General features: G+C 61.6%; 17 protein-coding genes and 1 pseudogene. 7 read left to right on the forward strand and 11 right to left on the reverse strand.

Annotated elements, in window-relative coordinates:
• Positions 1-2: 2 nt before the first annotated feature.
• From JYU29_RS17260 to JYU29_RS17275, 4 genes are all read right to left on the reverse strand, one after another.
• Positions 3-1,070 carry an ABC transporter ATP-binding protein gene (locus JYU29_RS17260; RefSeq protein ID WP_213986110.1) on the reverse strand — a complete coding sequence of 356 codons (1,068 nt, stop codon included), beginning with the start codon at positions 1,068-1,070 and terminating at the stop codon, positions 3-5.
• Between the two features lie 5 nt (positions 1,071-1,075).
• The gene (locus JYU29_RS17265) at positions 1,076-1,867 is read right to left on the reverse strand and encodes an ABC transporter permease (protein ID WP_213986283.1); all 792 of its coding nucleotides are present in this window, start codon (positions 1,865-1,867) and stop codon (positions 1,076-1,078) included.
• Positions 1,864-2,772, reverse strand: coding sequence for an ABC transporter permease (locus JYU29_RS17270; RefSeq protein ID WP_213986111.1), 909 nt, complete (start codon positions 2,770-2,772; stop codon positions 1,864-1,866). The genes JYU29_RS17265 and JYU29_RS17270 overlap by 4 nt, the downstream gene beginning before the upstream one ends.
• A gap of 74 nt (positions 2,773-2,846) precedes the next feature.
• Positions 2,847-3,953: an ABC transporter substrate-binding protein gene (locus tag JYU29_RS17275; RefSeq protein ID WP_213986112.1), complete on the reverse strand. Its 1,107-nt coding sequence runs from the start codon at positions 3,951-3,953 to the stop codon at positions 2,847-2,849.
• 295 nt (positions 3,954-4,248) lie between these two features.
• Here JYU29_RS17275 and JYU29_RS17280 point away from each other — a divergent pair, with 295 nt between their 5' ends.
• The 4 genes from JYU29_RS17280 to JYU29_RS17295 all read left to right on the forward strand — a co-directional run bounded on the left by JYU29_RS17280 (position 4,249) and on the right by JYU29_RS17295 (position 10,219).
• Positions 4,249-5,427, forward strand: a complete 1,179-nt coding sequence (locus JYU29_RS17280) for an efflux RND transporter periplasmic adaptor subunit (RefSeq protein ID WP_213986113.1) — start codon at positions 4,249-4,251, stop codon at positions 5,425-5,427.
• Positions 5,424-8,813 (forward strand): efflux RND transporter permease subunit, encoded by a 3,390-nt coding sequence (locus JYU29_RS17285; RefSeq protein ID WP_250157557.1) that lies wholly within the window; start codon positions 5,424-5,426, stop codon positions 8,811-8,813. Before JYU29_RS17280 ends, JYU29_RS17285 begins: the two co-directional genes overlap by 4 nt.
• Before the next feature lie 114 nt (positions 8,814-8,927).
• Complete coding sequence (locus JYU29_RS17290) at positions 8,928-9,413, forward strand: MaoC family dehydratase (protein ID WP_213986114.1); 486 nt, start codon at positions 8,928-8,930, stop codon at positions 9,411-9,413.
• Positions 9,410-10,219 carry an SDR family NAD(P)-dependent oxidoreductase gene (locus tag JYU29_RS17295; protein WP_347879921.1) on the forward strand — a complete coding sequence of 270 codons (810 nt, stop codon included), beginning with the start codon at positions 9,410-9,412 and terminating at the stop codon, positions 10,217-10,219. Before JYU29_RS17290 ends, JYU29_RS17295 begins: the two co-directional genes overlap by 4 nt.
• A 38-nt stretch (positions 10,220-10,257) precedes the next feature.
• Here JYU29_RS17295 and JYU29_RS17300 read toward each other — a convergent pair whose 3' ends face one another.
• The 5 genes from JYU29_RS17300 to JYU29_RS17320 form a co-directional block, all read right to left on the reverse strand.
• On the reverse strand, positions 10,258-10,809 hold the full coding sequence (locus JYU29_RS17300) for a sarcosine oxidase subunit gamma (protein ID WP_213986115.1): 552 nt from the start codon (positions 10,807-10,809) through the stop codon (positions 10,258-10,260).
• Positions 10,802-13,807: a sarcosine oxidase subunit alpha gene (locus JYU29_RS17305; RefSeq protein WP_213986116.1), complete on the reverse strand. Its 3,006-nt coding sequence runs from the start codon at positions 13,805-13,807 to the stop codon at positions 10,802-10,804. Before JYU29_RS17305 ends, JYU29_RS17300 begins: the two co-directional genes overlap by 8 nt.
• Positions 13,807-14,190, reverse strand: a complete 384-nt coding sequence (locus JYU29_RS17310) for a sarcosine oxidase subunit delta (protein WP_213986117.1) — start codon at positions 14,188-14,190, stop codon at positions 13,807-13,809. Before JYU29_RS17310 ends, JYU29_RS17305 begins: the two co-directional genes overlap by 1 nt.
• Before the next feature lie 11 nt (positions 14,191-14,201).
• Positions 14,202-14,546: a hypothetical protein gene (locus JYU29_RS17315; protein WP_213986118.1), complete on the reverse strand. Its 345-nt coding sequence runs from the start codon at positions 14,544-14,546 to the stop codon at positions 14,202-14,204.
• A gap of 68 nt (positions 14,547-14,614) precedes the next feature.
• Positions 14,615-15,868: a sarcosine oxidase subunit beta gene (locus tag JYU29_RS17320; protein WP_213986119.1), complete on the reverse strand. Its 1,254-nt coding sequence runs from the start codon at positions 15,866-15,868 to the stop codon at positions 14,615-14,617.
• Between the two features lie 316 nt (positions 15,869-16,184).
• Between JYU29_RS17320 and rpsU the strand changes: the two genes are divergently transcribed.
• The 3 genes from rpsU to JYU29_RS17335 all read left to right on the forward strand — a co-directional run bounded on the left by rpsU (position 16,185) and on the right by JYU29_RS17335 (position 18,088).
• Positions 16,185-16,433, forward strand: coding sequence for a 30S ribosomal protein S21 (rpsU, locus tag JYU29_RS17325; protein WP_213986120.1), 249 nt, complete (start codon positions 16,185-16,187; stop codon positions 16,431-16,433).
• A gap of 185 nt (positions 16,434-16,618) precedes the next feature.
• Positions 16,619-17,467, forward strand: coding sequence for a tetratricopeptide repeat protein (locus JYU29_RS17330; protein WP_213986121.1), 849 nt, complete (start codon positions 16,619-16,621; stop codon positions 17,465-17,467).
• A 144-nt stretch (positions 17,468-17,611) separates the two neighbouring features.
• On the forward strand, positions 17,612-18,088 hold the full coding sequence (locus JYU29_RS17335) for a DUF992 domain-containing protein (RefSeq protein WP_213986122.1): 477 nt from the start codon (positions 17,612-17,614) through the stop codon (positions 18,086-18,088).
• Positions 18,089-18,148: 60 nt separating this feature from the next.
• Here the strand turns inward: JYU29_RS17335 and JYU29_RS17340 are convergent, their stop codons facing one another.
• Together JYU29_RS17340 and JYU29_RS17345 are read right to left on the reverse strand one after the other, a co-directional pair.
• Positions 18,149-19,546 carry an NAD(P)(+) transhydrogenase (Re/Si-specific) subunit beta gene (locus tag JYU29_RS17340; protein WP_213986123.1) on the reverse strand — a complete coding sequence of 466 codons (1,398 nt, stop codon included), beginning with the start codon at positions 19,544-19,546 and terminating at the stop codon, positions 18,149-18,151.
• Positions 19,547-19,550: 4 nt separating this feature from the next.
• Positions 19,551-19,868: pseudogene (locus tag JYU29_RS17345) on the reverse strand (proton-translocating transhydrogenase family protein); the annotation flags it as partial.
• Between the last annotated feature and the right edge of the window lie 28 nt (positions 19,869-19,896).

Here is a 19,896-nt window from a genome sequence, read left to right on the forward strand (position 1 = left end):
GATCAGTCGGCCAGCACCATGAGATCGCGCGGCGCGAAAGCGAGTTCGGCAGGTGTTCCAGATACCGGCGGCGGCATGGTCGGATCGTTGAACGTGTCGAGCGACACCGTACTGTCGCCGATCTTTGTGCGCACCCGGATCACCGAACCCAGGAAATGCACATCGGCGATCGTTGCTGCCAGAGCACCGGTTCGCGCGCCTGCCCGGCCAAGCGAAACGGCTTCGGGTCGAAGCGCCAGCGAGATCATGTCTCCCTTGCGCTTGGGCGCAAGGTCGCGATCAAGCGCAAGCACCTGCCCCGCGACATCGACCGAGCCTGCTTGCGCATCAAGAACGCGCGCTTCCAGCACATTGAGCGTTCCAACGAAGTTGGCGACAAAGCGGGTCGATGGCCGGTTGTAGATCTCGAACGGCGTACCGGCCTGATCGGCCCGGCCATTGTTCATCACCACGATGCGGTCGGATATCGACAGCGCTTCTTCCTGGTCATGCGTCACGAAGATCGTGGTGATGCCGAGTTCCTTCTGGATCGACCGGATTTCTTCGCGCAACGACACGCGCACCTTGGCATCGAGCGCCGACAAGGGTTCGTCGAGCAGAAGGAGCCGCGGCTTGGGCGCAAGCGCGCGCGCCAATGCTACGCGCTGCTGCTGGCCACCCGAAAGCTGATAGGGATAGCGATCGCCCAGCTGCGGCAGGCTGATCAGCTTCAGCATGTCCTGAACGCGCTGTGCGCTTTCGGCCTTCGGCATGCCGGCCACCCGAAGCCCGAAGGCGATATTCTGCGCCACCGTCAGGTTCGGGAACAGTGCATAGGCCTGAAACACCATGCCGATCTTGCGCTGGTTCGGCTTGAGATGGGTGACGTCCTTGCCGCCAACCACAATCCTGCCTTCGCTCGGTTCCTCGAAACCCGCCACCATGCGCAGCATCGTGGTCTTGCCGCAGCCCGATGGCCCGAGAAACGAAATGAACTCGCCGCGGCCGACATCGAGGCTGAAGTCGCGCACCACGGTTGTCGGGCCGAAGCTTTTCTTGACGCCCTGGATCGAAAGATAGGTCTCGGTCATGTCTTCTAGTCCGGGCGGTTGGCGGATTTGGGAGCAAAGCGGGCGAGCATCTGGATCACCGACATGCAGCCCCAGGTCACAACAAAGGTGATCACGGCAAGCGCCGCCGGCTCGTAAGCCCGGTTGGCGCCGATGTTCTGGAGATAAGGCCCAAAGGCCGGACGATTGAGCAGGCTTGCCACGGTGAATTCACCGATCACGATGGCAAAGGTCAGGAAGGCACCAGACAGAACGGCAATCAGCACATTGGGCAGGATCAACCGCATGATGATCGTGCCCCAGCCGGCACCGAGGATCTGCGCGGCTTCGGTCAACGTGCGCACATCGATGGTGCGCAACCCCGTATCCACCGCACGATACATGTAAGGCAGCGCCAGGATCGCGTAGCCGATCACCAGCAGCGCATCGGTCCCGCGCGCCGATCCGAGAAACGGCAGCGGCGAATTCGAGCCATACATCCGGATATACCCGAACACGATGACGATGGCCGGGATCACCAGCGGCAACAGCGTGATGAACTCGATCACAGGCCGAATATGCGGCATGCGCAAACGGATCCAGTAGGCGGTCGGCACCACGATCAACACGCCGAGCAGGATCGTGAAAAACGCGGCGACGACCGAATAGCCGAAGGTCTGCTGAAAGCGCGGATCACCGAACACGACGGCAAAAGCGTCGAAGGAATAAGTGCCGCGCCGCATCCGCATGGCAAATTCCATCGTCGCCAGCAGCGGGATGATGAAATAGGCCGCCCCGAGACCAAAGGTGAGCCAGGCCCAGAACTTGCCCGCCTTCATTTCAGCCACCGTTCCGAGCGCGTGCGGAACCAGATGTAAAAGACATTGGCCATCCCCGTGATGAAGATCATGCCGAAGGCGATGGCGTAGCCCAGATGCGGATTGTGCAGCACGTCACCGCGGATCTGCGCATAAAGCAGGATTGGCACGATGTTGAGCGACGAGCCCGTCAACGCATAAGCCGTGGCGATCGCGCCGAAGGCGTTGGCGAAAAGCAGGATCACCGTGCCGAGAAAGCTCGGCCACAAAACCGGGATCACCACCATGCGCCAATATTGCCATTGGGTCGCGCCCAGCGTCGCAGCCGCCTCGCCCCATTCCTTCTTCAAACCGTCGATCGCCGGTGTGATGATCACCACCATCAGCGGGATCTGAAAATAAAGGTAAGTGAGCGTCAGGCCCGAGAAGGACAGGATGTTGAAGCCCGTCGAATAAAGATTGAAGCCAAAGATGTCGCGCAGGATGATCGTCACAAGGCCAAGCCGCCCGAGCGTCGCAAGAAAGGCGAAGGCCAGCGGCACGCCGGCAAAGTTCGAGGCGACGCCGGAAAAGGTCATTGTTGCGCTGCGTACCCAGCGCGGCAGGCCGCCGCGCACGATCGCAATGGCAATCGCCAGACCAATCAGCGCGCCGATCACCGCCGAGGCAAAGCTGACCTTGATCGAAATCCAGTAGGCGGCGCGAATGGTCGGCTGCCAAAGCTCGGCCAGATTGTTCAGCGTGAACGCGCCGTTCGGCGTCTGAAACGCGCCGAGAATGAGGTAAGCGGTGGGCGCGATCAAAAACAGGATCGCGAACAAGAAAAACGGCGCCACACCCAGCCATTGCGTTGGCAGCCGAACGGCGCGCGCGGTTGGCGGAACAGCGCGCGCTGCATCCGGTTCTGACAGGCTGATCGTCGCCATGGTGGAAGATCCGTCGGGAATAAGGAAAGACCGGGCAGCCCGAAAGCCGCCCGGCCGATCATGCTTTGCTGTTCTTACTGGACGTTGGCGCCCACGACTTGGTCCCAGGCCTTGGTGATCGCTTCCTTGGCAGCGTTCTGGTCTTCAAGCGTCGGGAACTTCGCGGCTTCGTAGGCAGCGGCCGGCGGCAGCTTGTCGAGCATGGCCTGCGGAACCTTGCCCTTGGCAACGAGGTCGTTGAAGCGGATCGGGTGGCAGTAACCGGCGAGCCAGCCGAGCTGCCCTTCGTCCGAGTACAGGTGCTCCATCCAAAGCTTGGCGGCGTTCGGATGCGGCGCGTAGGCGCTGATGCCCTGAACATAAACGCCGGCGACAACAGCCGACTTCGGCACCACGACTTCAACCGGCGGATTGCCGTTGAGCGTATCGCGGCCGGTCAGACCATTGTAATCCCAGTTGATCAGGATCGGCGTCTGGCCCTGCGCCAAGGTCGCCGGCTTGCCGATCACCGGCACGAAATTGCCGGATGCGTTCAGCTCCTTGAAGAAGTCGAGCCCCTTCTCGCTGGCCGAAGCCGCATCCGTGCCGCCGGTGGCGAGACCGGCAGCGTACACGGCCTGGATTGCCTGGTTCGACGCACGCGGATCACCGGCGAGCGCAACGGCATTGGCATATTCCGGCTTCAGAAGATCGGCCCAATCCTGCGGCACGGTTTCAACGAGATCCTTGTTCACCATGAACGACAGGACGCCGTAATAATCGCCGTACCAGTAGCCATCGGCATCCTTGGCATCGTCCGGGATCGAGTCCCAGGTCGAAACCTTGTAGGGCATCAGGAGGTTGTCGGCCTTGGCAGCCGGGCCGAACGACAGACCGACATCGATCACGTCAGGCGCCTGCGGGCCCTTGTTGTCCTTGTTGGCCTTGATAGCCTCGAGCTCGTCGCCCGAACCGGCATCCGGGTTCAACTCGTTGACGGTGATCTCCGGATACTTCTTCTTGAAGGCCGCAATCACTTCGCCATAGCCGCACCAGTCATGCGGCAGCGCGATCGTGGTGAGCTGGCCTTCCTTCTTGGCCGCTGCAACCAGTTCATCCATGTTCTGAGCTGACGAAATCGCCGTTGTCGCCATCATGGCCACGGCCGTCCACGAAAGTACTTTCCCCACCAAACCCGTCATCGTAGCGCTCCGCTTGTTCCCGCCCCACCGGCGTTCGGAAGCGGCCTAGTCCCTGCACATGACAGCACGATGAAGGTTGAAGCAGCCCTCTGACAAAGCCGGGAAAGACCCATCGGCAGGGCCTTGATCACGAAGCCGTCAGAAGCTCGGGCACAACATTGCCGATATTTAACACAACTAGAATGCGGAGCATGGCATTGTGTGCTGCACAATGCGCGACACGAAGGGCTGCAAACGCCTGACGCATCGACGCGCCGACCTGATTTTTAAGCATCTTTTTTAGCCGGAGACTTCAATGGCGGTCTGGAAACAACTGATCCTCGGCCTCATCGTGCTGGTGATCGGCGCCGCCCTTTGGGTCCGCTTCGTGCCTGGCTCGGCTGAAACGCTGGCGAAGCTCGGTCTCGACGTGCCGGCCTGGGCCGCCGTGGAGCCGCAGCAACAGGCCGCCGGCGGCGGTGGCCGTGGTGGCAACCAGCGCTCCGACCGCGCCGCGACCGTTGTTGCACCGCCCGCCACCCGCGCCACGATCAATGATCGCCTGAGCGCGATCGGCACCGGCAACGCCATCCGCTCCGTCAACGTGATGCCCTTCGTGTCGGGCCGCCTCGTCGAGATCCCCGTCACCTCCGGCAACCAGGTCGCGGAAGGCGACGTGATCGCGCGTCTCGATGCCGATGCCGAGCGCATCGCGGTGGACCGCGCCAAGATCGCGCTGGAAAACACGCAGGCCGCGCTGGATCGCTCCAACGCATTGCGCAACTCCAACACCATCACCGCCGTGGCCCAGACCGACGCCAAGCTCGCCGTGGACAATGCGCGCCTTGAACTGGAACAAGCCGAACTGAACCTCGAGCGCCGCTCCATCACCGCCCCGATCGGCGGCGTGGTCGGCATCGTGCCGGTGGAGGTCGGCGATTACGTCACCTCGCAAACCGAGATCGTCACGCTGGATGATCGCTCGGAGATCCTCGTCGACTTCTGGGTGCCGGAGCGTTTCGCAGGTTCGGTCAAGGTCGGCGCGCCGGTCAAGGCCAGCCTCGTTGCGCGGCCCGATCAGAACTTCGAAGGCGTGGTGAGCGCGCTCGACAGCCGGCTCGATCCGGCAAGCCGCACCATGCGCGTGCAGGCCAAGCTGCCCAATCCCGATGACCGGCTGCGTGCCGGCATGTCGTTTGAAGTCAGCATGACCTTTCCGGGCGACACCTTCCCGGCCGTGAACCCGCTGGCCATCCAGTGGAGCACGGAAGGCGCGTTCGTTTGGCAGATCCGAGACAACAAGGCGGAGCGCACCCCGGTCCGCATCATCCAGCGCAACACCGATGCGGTTCTGGTTGAAGCCGATATACCCGAAGGCCGCCCGGTGATCACCGAAGGCCTCCAGGCCCTGCGCAATGGCGCAGCCGTGCAGATCGCCGGCGGCAACCAGCCCCAGCCGGTGGCAACCACTGAGACCCCGGGGAATGGCTCATGACGGACAAACCCGACATGAGTGAAAACGAAAACAAAGATCCGAACGAACCGAAGGTCGATCCGCAGGTCGAACCCAACCCCGAACCCCAGAGCGAGCCGAACGCGGCCAGCCAACCCAGCGGCCCCGCACCGGCACCATCCGAGCCCAAGCCGGAGCCGGAGCCCGAGCCCGAGCCCGAGCCCGAAAACAAAGCAGCGGACCCGATCGCCGATCAAGCGGTGACGCAGGAGCCTGTCTCGCCGGCGAAAGCGGAAACCGGCTCCACCGCGCTGTTCGTGCGCCGCCCGGTTCTGGCATTCGTGTTGAACGTGCTGATCGTGGTGGCCGGTCTCGCCGCCTTCTTCGGCATCGACGTGCGCGAACTGCCCGATGTCGATCGCCCCGTCATCACGGTCAACACCAACTATACCGGTGCCGCTGCCGAAACGATCGACCGCGAAATTACCGCCATTGTGGAAGGCGGCATTGCGCGTGTTTCCGGCGTGAAATCCATTTCCTCCTCCTCGTCCTTCGGCCGCAGCCGCGTGACGGTGGAGTTCAACGACGGCGTCGATCTCGATGTCGCGGCCTCCGACATGCGCGACGCGGTCAGCCGTGTCGTCAACCAGCTGCCCGACGACCTGCAGGATCCGCCAACCGTGGTGAAGGCGGACGCCAACGCCGACGCCGTGATCCGGCTGGGCGTGACGTCCGAAACCATGTCCGTCGAAGACATGACGGTTCTGGTTGAAGACGAGATCGTCGATTCACTGGCCGCCGTTCCGGGCGTCGCCGACGTGCAGGTCTACGGCGACCGCGAAAAGATCTTCCGCATCGACATCGATCAGGCCAAGCTTGCCAGCCTCGGCATGACGGTGGCCGACATCTCCAACGCCCTGAGCTCGATGGCCTTCGATGCGCCGGCCGGTGCCTTGTCGAGCAACGACCAGAACCTGATCGTGCGCGCCACCGCGTCTTTGACGACGCCGGAAGCGTTTGAAGCCGTGATCCTCAACGGCCGCACCCGTCTCGGCGATGTGGCGACCGTGACGCTCGGCCCCGATATCGGCCAGACACAGCTGCGCGCCAATGGCCGCACGGGCGTCGGCCTCGGCATCATCCGCCAGGCCCAGTCCAACACGCTCGACATTTCCGAAGGCGTCCACGCCGCCGTTGATCAGTTGAAGGAAACCCTTCCCGAGGGCATGGACATCTTCATCACCAGCGATGACGCGACCTTCGTTGAAGGCGCCATCCACGAGGTCGAGATCGCACTCGGCATTTCGGCCACCGTGGTTCTCATCATCATCTTCGCCTTCCTGCTCGATATTCGCGCCACCATCATTCCGGCTGTCGCCCTGCCCGTGGCCCTCATCGGCACAGTGGCCGGCATCTATATGGCCGGCTTTTCGCTCAACATCCTCACCCTTCTGGCGCTGGTGCTCGCCACCGGTCTCGTGGTCGACGACGCGATCGTGGTTCTGGAAAACATCGTGCGCCGCCGCAACATGAACATGGGTCCGCGCGCCGCAGCCGTGCTTGGCACGCAGGAAGTCTTCTTCGCCGTCATCGCCACCACCGCGACCCTGATTGCGGTGTTCGTGCCCTTGTCCTTCCTGCCGGGCCAAACCGGCGGCTTGTTCCGCGAATTCGGCTTCGTGCTCGCGTTGTCGGTGATCCTGTCGGCGATCGTGGCTTTGTCGCTTTGCCCCATGCTCGCTTCGCGCATGCTGGGCAACTATACCGAGCATGAGCATACCGGCCTGCTCGGCCGCATCGGCGGCGGTTTGTCCGCCTTCTACCGCCGCAGCCTTCATGCCGCCTTGAACGCGCCCTTGGTCGCGGTCATGGTCGCCTTGCTGGCGGCCGGTGCCGCAGGCGCCATGTTCGGCACCATCCGTTCCGAACTCACCCCGACCGAAGACCGCTCGCAGGCCTTTATCCGCGTTCAAGCGCCGCAAGGTGTCAGCCTGGAATATATGGGCCAGCAGATGCGGGCGATCGAAGACCGCATTCAGCCGCTGCGCGAAAGCGGTGAGATCCGCTCGATCTATTCCATTTCCGGCCAGGGCGGGAACTACAACAGCGGCTTCATGGTCATGTCGCTGGCCTTGTGGGGCGACCGCGAACGCTCGCAGCAGGCGATCCTGCAGGATATCCAAAGCCGCATCAGCGATGTTTATGGCGTGCGCGCCTTCGCCTTCCAGCCGAACAGCCTGGGCATCCGTGGTGCCGGCAGTGGTCTGCAGTTCGCCATCGTCGGCAACAACTATGCCGACCTGACCGCGGCGGCAGAAGCCACCGTGCGCGATCTCGAAAACACGCCTGGCTTCCAGACGCCCCGCCTGTCAACGGAATCCACGCAGCCACAGCTGTTCGTCTCGATCAACCGTGAGCGCGCATCCGATCTCGGCATCGAGATCAACGGTCTGGCCGCAGCCATGCAGGCCATGCTGGATGGGCGTGAAATCGGCTCCGTGTTCATCGAAGACCGTGCCTTCGACGTCAAGCTGGTGTCATCGGCCAACCCGGTCAACGATCCGACCGATCTGGAAAACATCTTCCTGAAAGCCTCCGACGGTCGCTTCGTGCCGATGTCCACCATTGCCACGCTGGAAGAACGCGCCGTGCCGCCTTCGCTTGCCCGCGAACAACAGTTGCGCGCGGTGGCGATCACGTCGTCGCTCGCACCGGATCTGGCTTTGGGCGATGCCTATGCCCAGGCGCAGGAAGTCGCCGCCAAACATATGCCGGCCGGAAGCCGCATCGTGCCCTTGGCCGAAGCCGCAACGCTTGGTGAAACATCGAGCGGCATGCTCACCATCTTCGGCTTCGCACTGGTGATCGTGCTTCTCGTGCTCGCCGCCCAGTTCGAAAGCTTCATCAGCGCCATCATCATCATGGTGACGGTGCCCTTGGGGCTCGCTTGTGCGGTGTTCGCCATGCTGCTGACGGGAACCAGCCTCAACGTGTACAGCCAGATCGGATTGGTCCTGCTTGTCGGCATCATGGCCAAGAACGGCATCCTGATCGTCGAATTTGCCAACCAGCTGCGCGACCAGGGTTACGCTCTGCGCGAAGCGATCGAGGAAGCGTCCAACATCCGGCTGCGCCCGGTCATGATGACCATGCTTTGCACCATTGTCGGCGGCGTTCCGCTGGTGCTGGCATCGGGTGCCGGCGCCGAGGCCCGCATCGCGCTGGGTTGGGTGATGGTGGGCGGCCTCGGTCTGTCTACGCTCGCAACCCTCTTCATCACGCCGGTCGCCTATCTTCTGCTTGGCCGCTTCGTGACACCGAAGGCGGAAGAAGCGGAACGTCTGGAGCGCGAACTTCAGGCTGCCAGCAAGGCGCATCCGACCGCCCATCACGGCGAACCTGGCGGTCATCCCGCTCCCGCCGAATAAGGATCGGCCTCGCGTCTCCCCGGCGCGAAGCCGCATCGAACGCGGCATAAGTCTTGACCGCGCTTGAAGCGTGCAGCATGGACCTCTTTCGATTGACTTGAGGAGCATGCCCGCGTGGTGATCAAGACCATTTCCTTTGAAAACGCGCAGGCCTTGATCGGCAAGGAAGCCGGGCTGTCGGAATGGCGCGATGTGTCGCAAACCATGATCGACCAGTTTGCCGATGCGACCGACGATCATCAGTTCATTCACACCGATCCCGTCCGCGCCGCCGCCGAAGGTCCTTATGGCGGCACCATTGCGCATGGCTTTCTCACCCTGTCGCTTCTGTCGGCCATGACCTATGAGGCCGTGCCAGCGCTGGAAGGCATGGTTGCCGGCGTCAATTTCGGCTTCGACAAGGTGCGCTTCATGTCACCGGTGAAAACCGGCCAGCGCATCCGCGCCCGCTTCATCCTCGATAAGCTGCGCGAACGTCCCTCCGGCATCGTCGAGATCAACTACAATGTGACGATCGAACTGGAAGGCAGCATCAAGCCTGCCCTCACCGCTTACTGGCTCACCCTGATGATGCCCGACCGCACGAAAGACCGCGCGTGACCTCCACCGAACAAGACGGCAGCCGGTCGATGATGCGCTTCGAGGGATCATCCGTTCTGATCACGGGTGCCACCGGCGGCTTCGGCCGCCGCGCCGCCGAGCGCTTTGCCCAGGAAGGCGCAAAGCTCGTTTTGTCCGACATCAACCCGGACGCGCTCCAAGCCTTTGCCAAAACCCTCGACTGTGAAACGGTTCTGCTGGCAGGTGACATCGCCCAGGAAAGCCTGTCCAAGGATCTGGTGAAGCTCGCCGTCGAAACCTTCGGCCGTCTCGACGTCGCATTGAACAATGCCGGCATCGCGCAAAGCTACGTCAAGCTGCCCAACGTTCCCTCAGACGAAGCCCGCCGCGTTCTGGAGGTCGATCTCCTCGGCGTCTTCTTCGCGATGTCCTATCAGATCCCGCAAATGGAACGTCAGTTCCGCCGCACCGGCAAAGGGGGCGCGATCGTCAACGTCGCTTCCGTCGCTGGTCTCACCGGCGCCCCTCGCCTGTCCGTTTATTCCGCCGCCAAACACGGCGTCGTCGGCCTGACCCGATCCGCCGCCGCCGAATGTGCTAACAAGGGTGTACGTGTGAATGCGGTCTGTCCGGCTTTCGCCCGGACCAAGATGGCGATGGACATGCTCGGCATGTCGACCGCTGGAACCGACGCCGCCATCGCCGACCTGACGCGTGGCGTACCGATGAAGCGGCTGGCCGAAGTGGACGAGATCGTCGAGGTCTTCCTGTTCGCCGCCGATCCCCGCAACAGCTTCATGACCGGTCAAGCCATCGCTGCAGATGGCGGCATAACGGCCATCTGATTTGACCGTTTTGCGTTGCCATATCGCTGTTTGCGCGCTCAGACGCCCCTTGCAGCGTCGGAAAGATAGCTGAACGCGTAGTCCGCAAACGACCGCCAGCACTCCACCCGGAACGTGTCGGGCGCAGTCCGCAGAAGCACGATCTCGATCTTGCCGAGCACCGTGCGCGAGCAGGCGCCGACAGGAAAGGCTTGCAAACCAAGGTCTTGCGGGCAACCGGCATTGATCACGTCCGCCGCTTTCGATCCCGAAACGATGATCGCGACATTGCGATGCGAGATATCCACCGCCGAATGCAGAACGGTGACCTCCGCCAAGTCCTTCAGCGGCTCGGCATCCTCGCTTTCGTCGATCACCAACCACTCATCCGGCCCCAGCCACAAGGCCGAACGGCCATCGGCCAAAGCGGAAGTCTTTGGTTTCGTTGGAAGATCCAGTCCCAAAGCCTTTGAGAGCGGAGCTAATCCATCCGGCTCTGCCCGCAGCGAAACACGCCGCGCCGGCTTCGCAGGCTGAAGAGAAACGCCGTTGATCGTCTCCAAGCGATGATCCAGCGCCCCACGACGCTTCACAGTGATCGCCTCAACCATTGAGCCGCTCCCCTTTTTCGTCGAAGAACAAGGGCTTACACACTTCCACCTCGATCACGCCATCAGGCATCGGCACGTGCAAGGTCTCGCCCATTCGGCCGAAGCCACCTTCCACCAGACCCATCGCGATCGAGCGCCCGCAATTCTCCGACCAGTAGCTGGACGTCACAAAACCGATCATTTTCATGGGGATAGGCTGCTTCGGATCATCAACGATCTGCGCGCCTTCTTCCAGAACGGTCTTGGGATCCTTGGTCCTCAACCCAACTAGCTGCCGCCTGCCTGGCGCCACGAGATCGGGACGCGTCAGACCGCGAATGCCGACAAAGTCGCTCTTCTTCTTGCCGATCGCCCAATCAAGCCCCGCATCACCGGGCGTGACCGTGCCGTCGGTATCCTGCCCGACAATGATGTAGCCCTTTTCAGCCCGCAACACGTGCATGGCTTCGGTGCCGTAAGCACAAACATCGTGCTTTTTGCCCTCCTCCCAGATGGCTTCCCAAACCGCACGGCCGTAATCAGCCGGCACGTTGACCTCAAAGCCGCGCTCGCCGGTAAACGACATGCGGAACAGCCGGGTCGGCACACCGCCGCAGATCGTGCCCTCGCGCACCGACATATGCGGCATCGCAGCGTCCGAGATATCGATGTTGTCGACCAAAGATTGCAGGATGTCGCGGCTCTTAGGACCCTGAACGGCGATCACAGCCCATTGTTCGGTGATCGAGGTCAGCCAGACATCGAGATGCGGGAACTCGGTCTGGAGATAGTCTTCCATGTGGTGCATCACACGCGGCGCACCACCGGTTGTGGTGGTCACATGGAAGCGATGGTCGGACAATCGGCCTACAACGCCGTCATCATAGATGAAGCCGTCTTCGCGCAGCATGATGCCATACCGGCAGCGGCCAGCTTCGAGCTTCGCCCATGGATTGGTGTAGAGCAGCTCCATGAACTTGGCCGCGTCCGGGCCCACGATCTCGATCTTGCCGAGCGTGGAGGCATCGAAGATGCCGGCGGAGGTCCGGACGGTCTTGCACTCGCGGTTGACCGCCGCATGCATGTCCTCGCCCTTGCGCGGGTAATACCAGGCGCGCTTCCACTGCCCGACATCTTCGAACACCGCGCCTTGCTGTTCTTCCCAGCCATGCATCGGCGTACGGCGTGTCGGGTCGAACAGCTCACCCTTGGCATGGTTGACGATCGACCCGAAGGTCACCGGCGTATAGGGCGCACGGAAGGTTGTAAGGCCGACAGCAGGGATCGGCTTGTCCAGAACTTCGGCAGCGATGGCGAGACCGTGCAGGTTAGATGTCTTGCCCTGATCCGTCGCCATGCCGTTCGTGGTGAAGCGCTTCACATGCTCGATCGACCGCATGCCTTCGCGCACCGCCTGACGAATGTCCTTGGCGGTCACGTCGTTCTGGAAGTCGACGAAAGCCTTCACGATCTGCTCTGGACCGGAGCCGGGCGACGCACCCAACATGCCGCCGCCCCAGGTCTCGCCTTTGTCGACCTTTGGCTTGGCAGAAATCGTCGCACGAACGGCCTTCTCGCCGGCAGCAAAGCCTTCATCCACGGTGGCATCCAGGCTGTCCGCGCCATTGCAGGCACCGACCGAGATGCAATCCTGAGCGTAGATGCCGGGCAGGAAGCGCAGTGTCGGCTCGTCGAAGGCAACTTTGCCGCGCGATTGCGAGAACAGGTGGACGGAAGGCGTCCAGCCCGATGACATTAGCAGTGCGTCGATCGGCACCTTACGTGCCGGGCCGCCGGACTTCGCCTGCACCGTCATGGAAGAAACACGCAGCCGCCCGTCTGTGCCGGTCACTGTGCGACCGGCATTGATCTCGATGCCCAGAGACCGCGCCTCTTCCACCAGCGCGCTGGATGGATTGTCGCGAATATCCACGATTGCAGCGATGTTGACGCCGGCCTTCTTCAGATCAATCGCGGCGGGGTAAGCGGAATCGTTGGCGGTGAAAACGCCGACATTGCGCCCGACGGCAACACCGTAGTGATTAAGGTAGGTGCGCGCGGCGGATACCAACATGATGCCCGGCCGGTCATTGTCGGCAAACACCATGTGCCGCTCGATCGCGCCAGCTGCCAGGATCACCTTCTTGGCGCGCACCTGCCACAAACGCTCGCGCGGGGTGGTCAGGTCAGGATGCGCGAGATGCTCGGTAACACGCTCCACCAGGCCAACCATGTTCTGCGCGTAATAACCGAAGGCTGTGGTGCGGGTGAGCACGCGGACATTGTCGCGTGCAAGCAGCGATGCCGCTGCAGCCTGCGCCCAGGTCCAACCATCCTGCCCTTCGATCGAGGCGCCGCTTTCATAACGCAGTGCGCCGCCGACATCCGGCTGCTCGTCGCACAAGATCACGCGCTGACCGGACTCGGCTGCGGCAAGCGCTGCCGCCAGACCAGAGGGACCTGCACCAACGATCAGCACATCGCAATGCGCAAAGCGCTGCGCGTAAGTGTCGGGATCGGGTCGCTCCGGCGCAACGCCAAGGCCCGCTGCTTCGCGGATGCGTGGCTCGTATATCTTGGCCCAGGCGTCCTTCGGCCACATGAAGGTCTTGTAGTAGAAGCCGGCCGAGAACATCGGCGACCCGATGTTGTTGACGGCGCCGACATCGTAAGCAAGCGATGGCCAGCGGTTCTGCGACACCGCAGTCAGTCCGTCATACAGCTCCTGCACGGTCGCGCGCACATTAGGCGTCTTGCGAGCAGCATCGCGATGAATGCCCACCAGCGCATTCGGCTCTTCCGGGCCGGCGGAAAGAAAGCCGCGCGGCCGGTGATATTTGAAAGAGCGGCCAACGAGATGCACGCCATTGGCAAGCAGCGCGGAGGCCAGCGTGTCTCCTTGGACGCCGGCATAGGTCTGACCGTCGAAGGTGAAACCAAGCGCGGCCGAGCCAGCAAGTCGCCCCTTGCCGGCGACGCGGTGCGTGGCTGCAAAACGCTTTGTGGTGGTGGTCGCCATCAGGCTTCTCCATCGGTGGATACGCGGTCGCGCGCCGGCGTTTCCACATTCTGATCCGCAGGCGGGATATTCTCCCAAGCGCTGTGTTCCGGCAGGTTCTTCATTACGTCGGCCGGCTTCGGCTCTCCGGCCTTGTAGACTCGGAGGAACTTGTCGGTAACGGAGTCGCGCACTGCGTTGAAGAACCGGCCGCAGCCGTGAATGTGCCGCCAGCGTTCGTAAACCAGCCCTTTCGGATTGGTGCGAATAAAGAAGAAGGCTTCGAAGGCCTCGTCGCTTTCAGCCGCGATGTCTCGAGAACGAGCGATATGCGCTTCGCCGCCGTTGCGAAATTCGAGCTCCGGCCGCTCTTCCTGACAGTAAGGACAGTGGATCAACAACATCGTTCAGTCCTCTAGAGTTCGCCTGGACCGATGGCCGTGCCACGCGGCTGATCGCAAAGCCGCCTTCCCACGGTCAGCAGCGGCCCCATCGCTGCGATACGTTCTTTCATCGACATGTCCGGCTTGACGAGCCCGCCGTCGCCCAGATTGCCGAAGCCGAGATCGAACGGATTAACGGACACCTGCGCCACGCGGACCTGATCGTTTTCGTCTTCCGCCTGTTCACTGAAATACACGACTGGCTGGCCGAGGATCTTCGCGCAAAGCAGATTACCGCGCTCGATGGTGAACGGCCATTGCGTTTCCGAGCCGGTGCGCTGGATGACCTGCACACGAAAATCACTGACCTCCGGCAAGAACGTTTTCCGTTCATCGTCAGCCATGAGAACAGGCCCTGCAACAGTCATGGCCGCAACCAAAGGGATCAATGCGCAACGGCCGCGGCGGCGGCCTCGTCGATCAGCCGACCGGTGCGGAAGCGCTCCAGAGTGAAGGGCGCGTTGATTGGATGCGGATTGTCGTTGGCGATCGTATGCGCAAATACATGGCCCGACCCCGGTGTCGCCTTGAAGCCGCCCGTACCCCAGCCGCAATTCACGTAAAGGCCCGGCACGGGCGTCTTCGCCAGGATCGGCGAGCGATCCGGCGTGACATCCACGATGCCGCCCCACGAACGCAGCATCTTCATGCGCGCAAACATCGGGAACATCTCGCAGATCGCATCAAGCGTGTGGTTGATGATGTGCAGGCCGCCGGTCTGCGAATACGAAATATACTGGTCAGTGCCGGCGCCGATTACCAGCTCGCCCTTGTCGGACTGCGAAATATAAGCGTGCACCGTGTTGGACATCACAACGCATGGGAAGCATGGCTTTACCGGCTCAGACACCAGCGCCTGCAGCGGATAGCTTTCGAGCGGCATGCGCACCCCCGCCATCTCCATCAGCACCGAAGTGTGCCCAGCAGCAACGACACCGATCTTCTTGGCTCCGATAAAGCCTTTGGACGTATCGACACCAATGACATGCCCGTTGGACGAGCGACGCACCGCCGTGACTTCGCAGTTCTGAATGATGTCGACACCGCGTGCGGACGCTGCGCGCGCATAGCCCCAGGCCACCGCATCATGGCGCGCCGTGCCGCCCTTTCGCTGCAAGGCCGCACCCACGATCGGATAACGGGCACGCTTCGAAATATCCAAGGGCGGGCAGAATTCCTTGGCTTCTTCTGGCGTCAGCCAGTCATTCGGAACACCGTTCAAGCGGTTGGCGTGAACATGCCGCTTGAGCACCTGAACGTCATGCACATTATGCGCCAGCATCATGACGCCACGCGGGCTGTACATGACGTTGTAGTTGAGATCTTGGCTGAGCCCGTCCCACAGGTTCAGAGCGTGATTATAAAGACCGGCGCTCTCGTCATAAAGATAGTTGGAGCGGATGATGGTCGTGTTGCGGCCGGTATTGCCGCCGCCAAGCCAGCCCTTTTCCAGCACGGCGATGTTGGTGATGCCGTGTTCCTTGGCAAGGTAATAGGCCGTCGCAAGACCATGCCCGCCTGCGCCGATGATGATGACATCATAGTCCTTGCGCGGTTCAGGCGATGTCCATTGCTGGTCCCAGCCTTTATGGCCACGCATTGCCTCGCGTGCGATCGCAAAGACCGAATATTTCCGCATGGCCGAGCCTCGTCATACCTGGTGGAACATCAAAGCCGACTTTGGAGAGCCGCACTTCATCGCCGCCGCTTGCTTAGCACTAATGAAAACCGGCTTCCATCTGTGCTCTGAATGCGACGGGTTAAGCCGCTTTGCGCCTTCCTGACACGCAGGATCACCAGCACCAAACAAAAGCGACGTAACGGAAAGCAGATGGACAGAATATCGGAAATTGGGTAAATACAGGAATATCGCAGGCAGGGCTGCCGCGATGGCCTGCCCCGCTGCGGCAAGCGGGGCTGAAACTTCATTGAACCCTTTGATCCGGTGGAACCCCGTGCAGGTACTCGTTCGCGACAACAATGTTGAACAGGCGCTTCGCGCCCTGAAAAAGAAGCTGCAGCGCGAAGGCGTTTTTCGCGAGATGAAGATGCGCGATCACTTCGAGAAGCCTTCGGAAAAGCGCACGCGCGAAAAGGCTGAAGCCGTTCGCCGTGCACGCAAGCTGGCCCGCAAGCAGGCCCAGCGAGAAGGTTTGATTGCAGCGCCGAAGAAGGCTGCAGCGGCCCGCCCGGCAGTTCGCTGACTGGCTAAAACAGCCGTTTGCCTAGATTTCGTCTCTTTTATGAGACTTTAACCCTGTGGTGGCGCAGCGTGACTTGCAGCGCTGCCATTTTCATTTTGCCTGGAGCTTTCCTTTCGTCAGACTGGCGAAACGCTCTTTGATTCGGATGCGCGGTATGTCGCGTGTTTTCTGGGGGACCAACTCCGATGCGCTTCTTCGCCGTGCCTGCCCGCCTGCTGCGTTCCACAATGCTGGCTGCAACCGTTCTGCCGGTGCTTGGGCTGGCTGCCTGTCAATCCACAGGACCATTGGGCGAAGTGGCGAACATCCAGACAGCACAGGGTTCCGACGAAAACATTTCCTCGCTGACCTCGGTGATCAACCGCAACCCGCAAGATCCGGAAGCCTACAATGTGCGTGGCTCTGCCTACGGCCGGGCCGGCGACTATCGTCGCGCGATCAAGGATTTCGACCAGGCGTTGGCGCTGAATCCCAACTTCTACCAGGCTTACGCAAATCGCGCGCTGATCAACCGCTATCTCGGCCAGCAGCAGCAGGCGATCGCCGATTACAACCGCTCCCTGCAGATCAACAGCAACTACGCCGCCGCCTATATCGGCCGTGGTGACGTGTATCGCCTGGCTGGAAACAGCCAGCAGGCGCTGCAGGACTATGAACGCGCGATCCAGATGAACACCACCGATCCGCGCGCTTATGCCGGCCGTGGCCTTGTTTACCAGACAGCCGGCCAGCACAGCCAAGCAATCGAGGATTTCGCCACCACCATCTCGCTCGCACCGGACCAGCCGAACGGCTATAACGGTCGCGGTTTGTCTTATCTGGCGCTCGGCGACGACGACAACGCCTTTGCCGACTTCAACGTCGCCATCAAGCTCGATGACGGCGTGGCAGAAAGCTGGACCAACCAGGGTCTGGTTTATGAAAAGCGTGGCGACAACTCACGCGCAGCCAAGTCTTATGCGCGGGCGGCACAGCTCGACCCGAATTACAAGCCGGCCGTCAATGGTCTGGCCCGCACCCGCCGGGGTGGCTGAGGCTTGAGCGGCGTTCGACACGACGTGTACCTCACGAGTTGAGAGGTTTGTAACAGCTTGTGACCTTCCGTCGCCCTCCCGCGGCGGAACCACATGGCTGCCGAGGGATTGTTGGGGCTTCTTCCGTTTGTTGGAGTAGCCATCATGAAATCAGTTATTGCCCTCACCGCCCTCGCTGCAGGCCTTTTCGCCGCACCATCTGCTTTTGCAAACGAACGCATCCAGCTCGGCGTGCTCAGCTGCGACATCCAGGGCGGCACGAGCTTTGTTATCGGCTCGAACAAGGCCGTGGATTGCGAATACACGCCAGCGCGTGGTGGGTCGGTGCAGCGCTATAGCGGCATGATCTCCAAGCTCGGCGTCGACCTCGGCATGACGCAGGGTGGAAATCTCCACTGGGCCGTGTTCGGCATCAACTACAACATCGGTGAAGGCGAGTTGGCCGGAAACTATTATGGCGCCAACGCTGAGGCGAGCCTCGTTGTGGGCGCAGGTGCAAACCTGCTGACCGGCGGTCCGCGCACCAGCTTCACGCTGCAGCCGCTGAGCGTGCAGGCTCAGACCGGCCTCAACGCCGCAGTCGCCGTTCAGGGCCTGGAGCTCACTTACTCCTACAAGTAAGCCTGCAGCCACATCACACATGGGAAAAAGGCCGGCATCGTTGCCGGCCTTTTTCTTTGTTCAGTGTTCCATCGCTTTGACGATGTCTTCGGTCATCTTCTTGGCGTCGCCTAGCAGCATCATCGTTCCGTCCTTGTAGAACAGCGTGTTGTCGATGCCGGCATAGCCGGAACCGAGCGAGCGCTTCACGAACAGACAGGTACGCGCCTGGTCCACGTTCAGGATCGGCATGCCGTAGATCGGCGACGACTTGTCGTCACGCGCCGACGGATTGGTAACGTCGTTGGCGCCGATCACGTAGGCCACATCGGCCTGAGCGAATTCCGAGTTGATGTCTTCCAGCTCGAAGACTTCGTCATACGGAACGTTGGCTTCGGCCAGCAGCACATTCATGTGTCCAGGCATGCGGCCGGCAACCGGATGAATGGCGTACTTCACCTCCACGCCATTGGCCTTGAGCTTGTCGGCGAGTTCACGAAGCGCATGCTGCGCCTGCGCCACCGCCATACCGTAGCCCGGCACGATGATGACTTTGGAGGCATTGGCCATAAGATAAGCGGCGTCATCGGCCGAGCCCATCTTGACGTTGCGCTCAATACCATCATCCGTGGCCGCAGCGGCTTCACCGCCAAAGCCTCCGAGAATGACGGAAATGAAGGAGCGGTTCATGCCCTTGCACATGATGTAGGACAGGATCGCACCCGACGAACCGACCAGCGCACCCGTGATGATCAGCGCGAGATTGCCCAGCGTGAAGCCCAATGCGGCCGCCGCCCAACCCGAATAGGAGTTGAGCATCGACACCACGACCGGCATGTCTGCGCCACCAATCGGGACAATGAGCAAGACACCGAGCGCCAAAGATGCAATCACGATCAGCCAAAACACGGCGTAGCTCTGCGTCGTCACCAGCAAGATGATGAGCAGAACAAGCGCTGCGGCCAGCGCAATATTCACCGCATGGCGGGCCGGCAAAAGGATCGGCTTACCGGACATGCGCCCATCGAGCTTCAGGTAGGCGATGACCGAACCCGTAAAGGTGATGGCACCGATGGCCACACCAAGACTCATTTCCACAAGCGCTTGGCCGTGAATGTCGCCAACAACGCCAATGCCGAAGCTTTCCGGTGCATACATTGCGGCAGCCGCAACCATGACGGCGGCTAAACCAACCAAGCTGTGAAAGGCTGCGACAAGCTGCGGCATGGAAGTCATGGCAATGCGGCGCGCAGTCACCGCGCCGATGCCGCCGCCAATCGCCAGGCCGAGCACGATCAGGGCAAAGCCACCCAGGCTCGGCCGCGCCAAGGCAAGGGTCGTGACGATCGCGATCGCCATGCCGACCATGCCGTAGATGTTACCTTGACGGCTGGTCGTCGGATGCGAGAGGCCACGCAGCGCCATGATGAACAGGACGCCGGAAACGAGATAAAGGAAGGAAGCGACGTTGATGCTCATCGAGCTAGCGCTCCTTCTTCTTGTACATCGCCAGCATGCGCTGTGTGACGAGGAAGCCGCCGAAGATGTTTACGGAAGCAAGGATCAGGGCAATGAAGCCGAAGCTGGTTGCCAGACCGGACGCGGAGATGCCGACCGCCAAAAGCGCACCGACCACGATGACCGAAGAAATCGCGTTCGTCACCGCCATGAGCGGCGTGTGCAGCGCCGGCGTCACCGACCACACGACGTAGTAGCCGACAAAGATCGCCAGCACGAAGATCGCAAGGCGAAACACGAAGGGATCGATCACACCGCCCGATGCGGCATGCACGGCCTGCGCAACATTCTCATGATGCGCGAGCGTCAGA

Origin of the sequence: Tianweitania aestuarii (genome assembly GCF_018457165.1) — a bacterium.
In the GTDB taxonomy this organism is placed as follows: domain Bacteria; phylum Pseudomonadota; class Alphaproteobacteria; order Rhizobiales; family Rhizobiaceae; genus Tianweitania; species Tianweitania aestuarii.

Coding starts and splice junctions, on each gene's coding strand:
- JYU29_RS17310 (WP_213986117.1), bottom strand. CDS start 14,190: ATGTTGTTGATCCACTGTCCTTACTGTCAGGAAGAGCGGCCGGAGCTC.
- JYU29_RS17265 (WP_213986283.1), bottom strand. CDS start 1,867: ATGAAGGCGGGCAAGTTCTGGGCCTGGCTCACCTTTGGTCTCGGGGCG.
- JYU29_RS17260 (WP_213986110.1), bottom strand. CDS start 1,070: ATGACCGAGACCTATCTTTCGATCCAGGGCGTCAAGAAAAGCTTCGGC.
- JYU29_RS17285 (WP_250157557.1), top strand. CDS start 5,424: ATGACGGACAAACCCGACATGAGTGAAAACGAAAACAAAGATCCGAAC.
- JYU29_RS17320 (WP_213986119.1), bottom strand. CDS start 15,868: ATGCGGAAATATTCGGTCTTTGCGATCGCACGCGAGGCAATGCGTGGC.
- JYU29_RS17275 (WP_213986112.1), bottom strand. CDS start 3,953: ATGACGGGTTTGGTGGGGAAAGTACTTTCGTGGACGGCCGTGGCCATG.
- JYU29_RS17340 (WP_213986123.1), bottom strand. CDS start 19,546: ATGAGCATCAACGTCGCTTCCTTCCTTTATCTCGTTTCCGGCGTCCTG.
- JYU29_RS17305 (WP_213986116.1), bottom strand. CDS start 13,807: ATGGCGACCACCACCACAAAGCGTTTTGCAGCCACGCACCGCGTCGCC.
- JYU29_RS17280 (WP_213986113.1), top strand. CDS start 4,249: ATGGCGGTCTGGAAACAACTGATCCTCGGCCTCATCGTGCTGGTGATC.
- JYU29_RS17270 (WP_213986111.1), bottom strand. CDS start 2,772: ATGGCGACGATCAGCCTGTCAGAACCGGATGCAGCGCGCGCTGTTCCG.
- JYU29_RS17330 (WP_213986121.1), top strand. CDS start 16,619: ATGCGCTTCTTCGCCGTGCCTGCCCGCCTGCTGCGTTCCACAATGCTG.
- JYU29_RS17300 (WP_213986115.1), bottom strand. CDS start 10,809: ATGGTTGAGGCGATCACTGTGAAGCGTCGTGGGGCGCTGGATCATCGC.
- JYU29_RS17335 (WP_213986122.1), top strand. CDS start 17,612: ATGAAATCAGTTATTGCCCTCACCGCCCTCGCTGCAGGCCTTTTCGCC.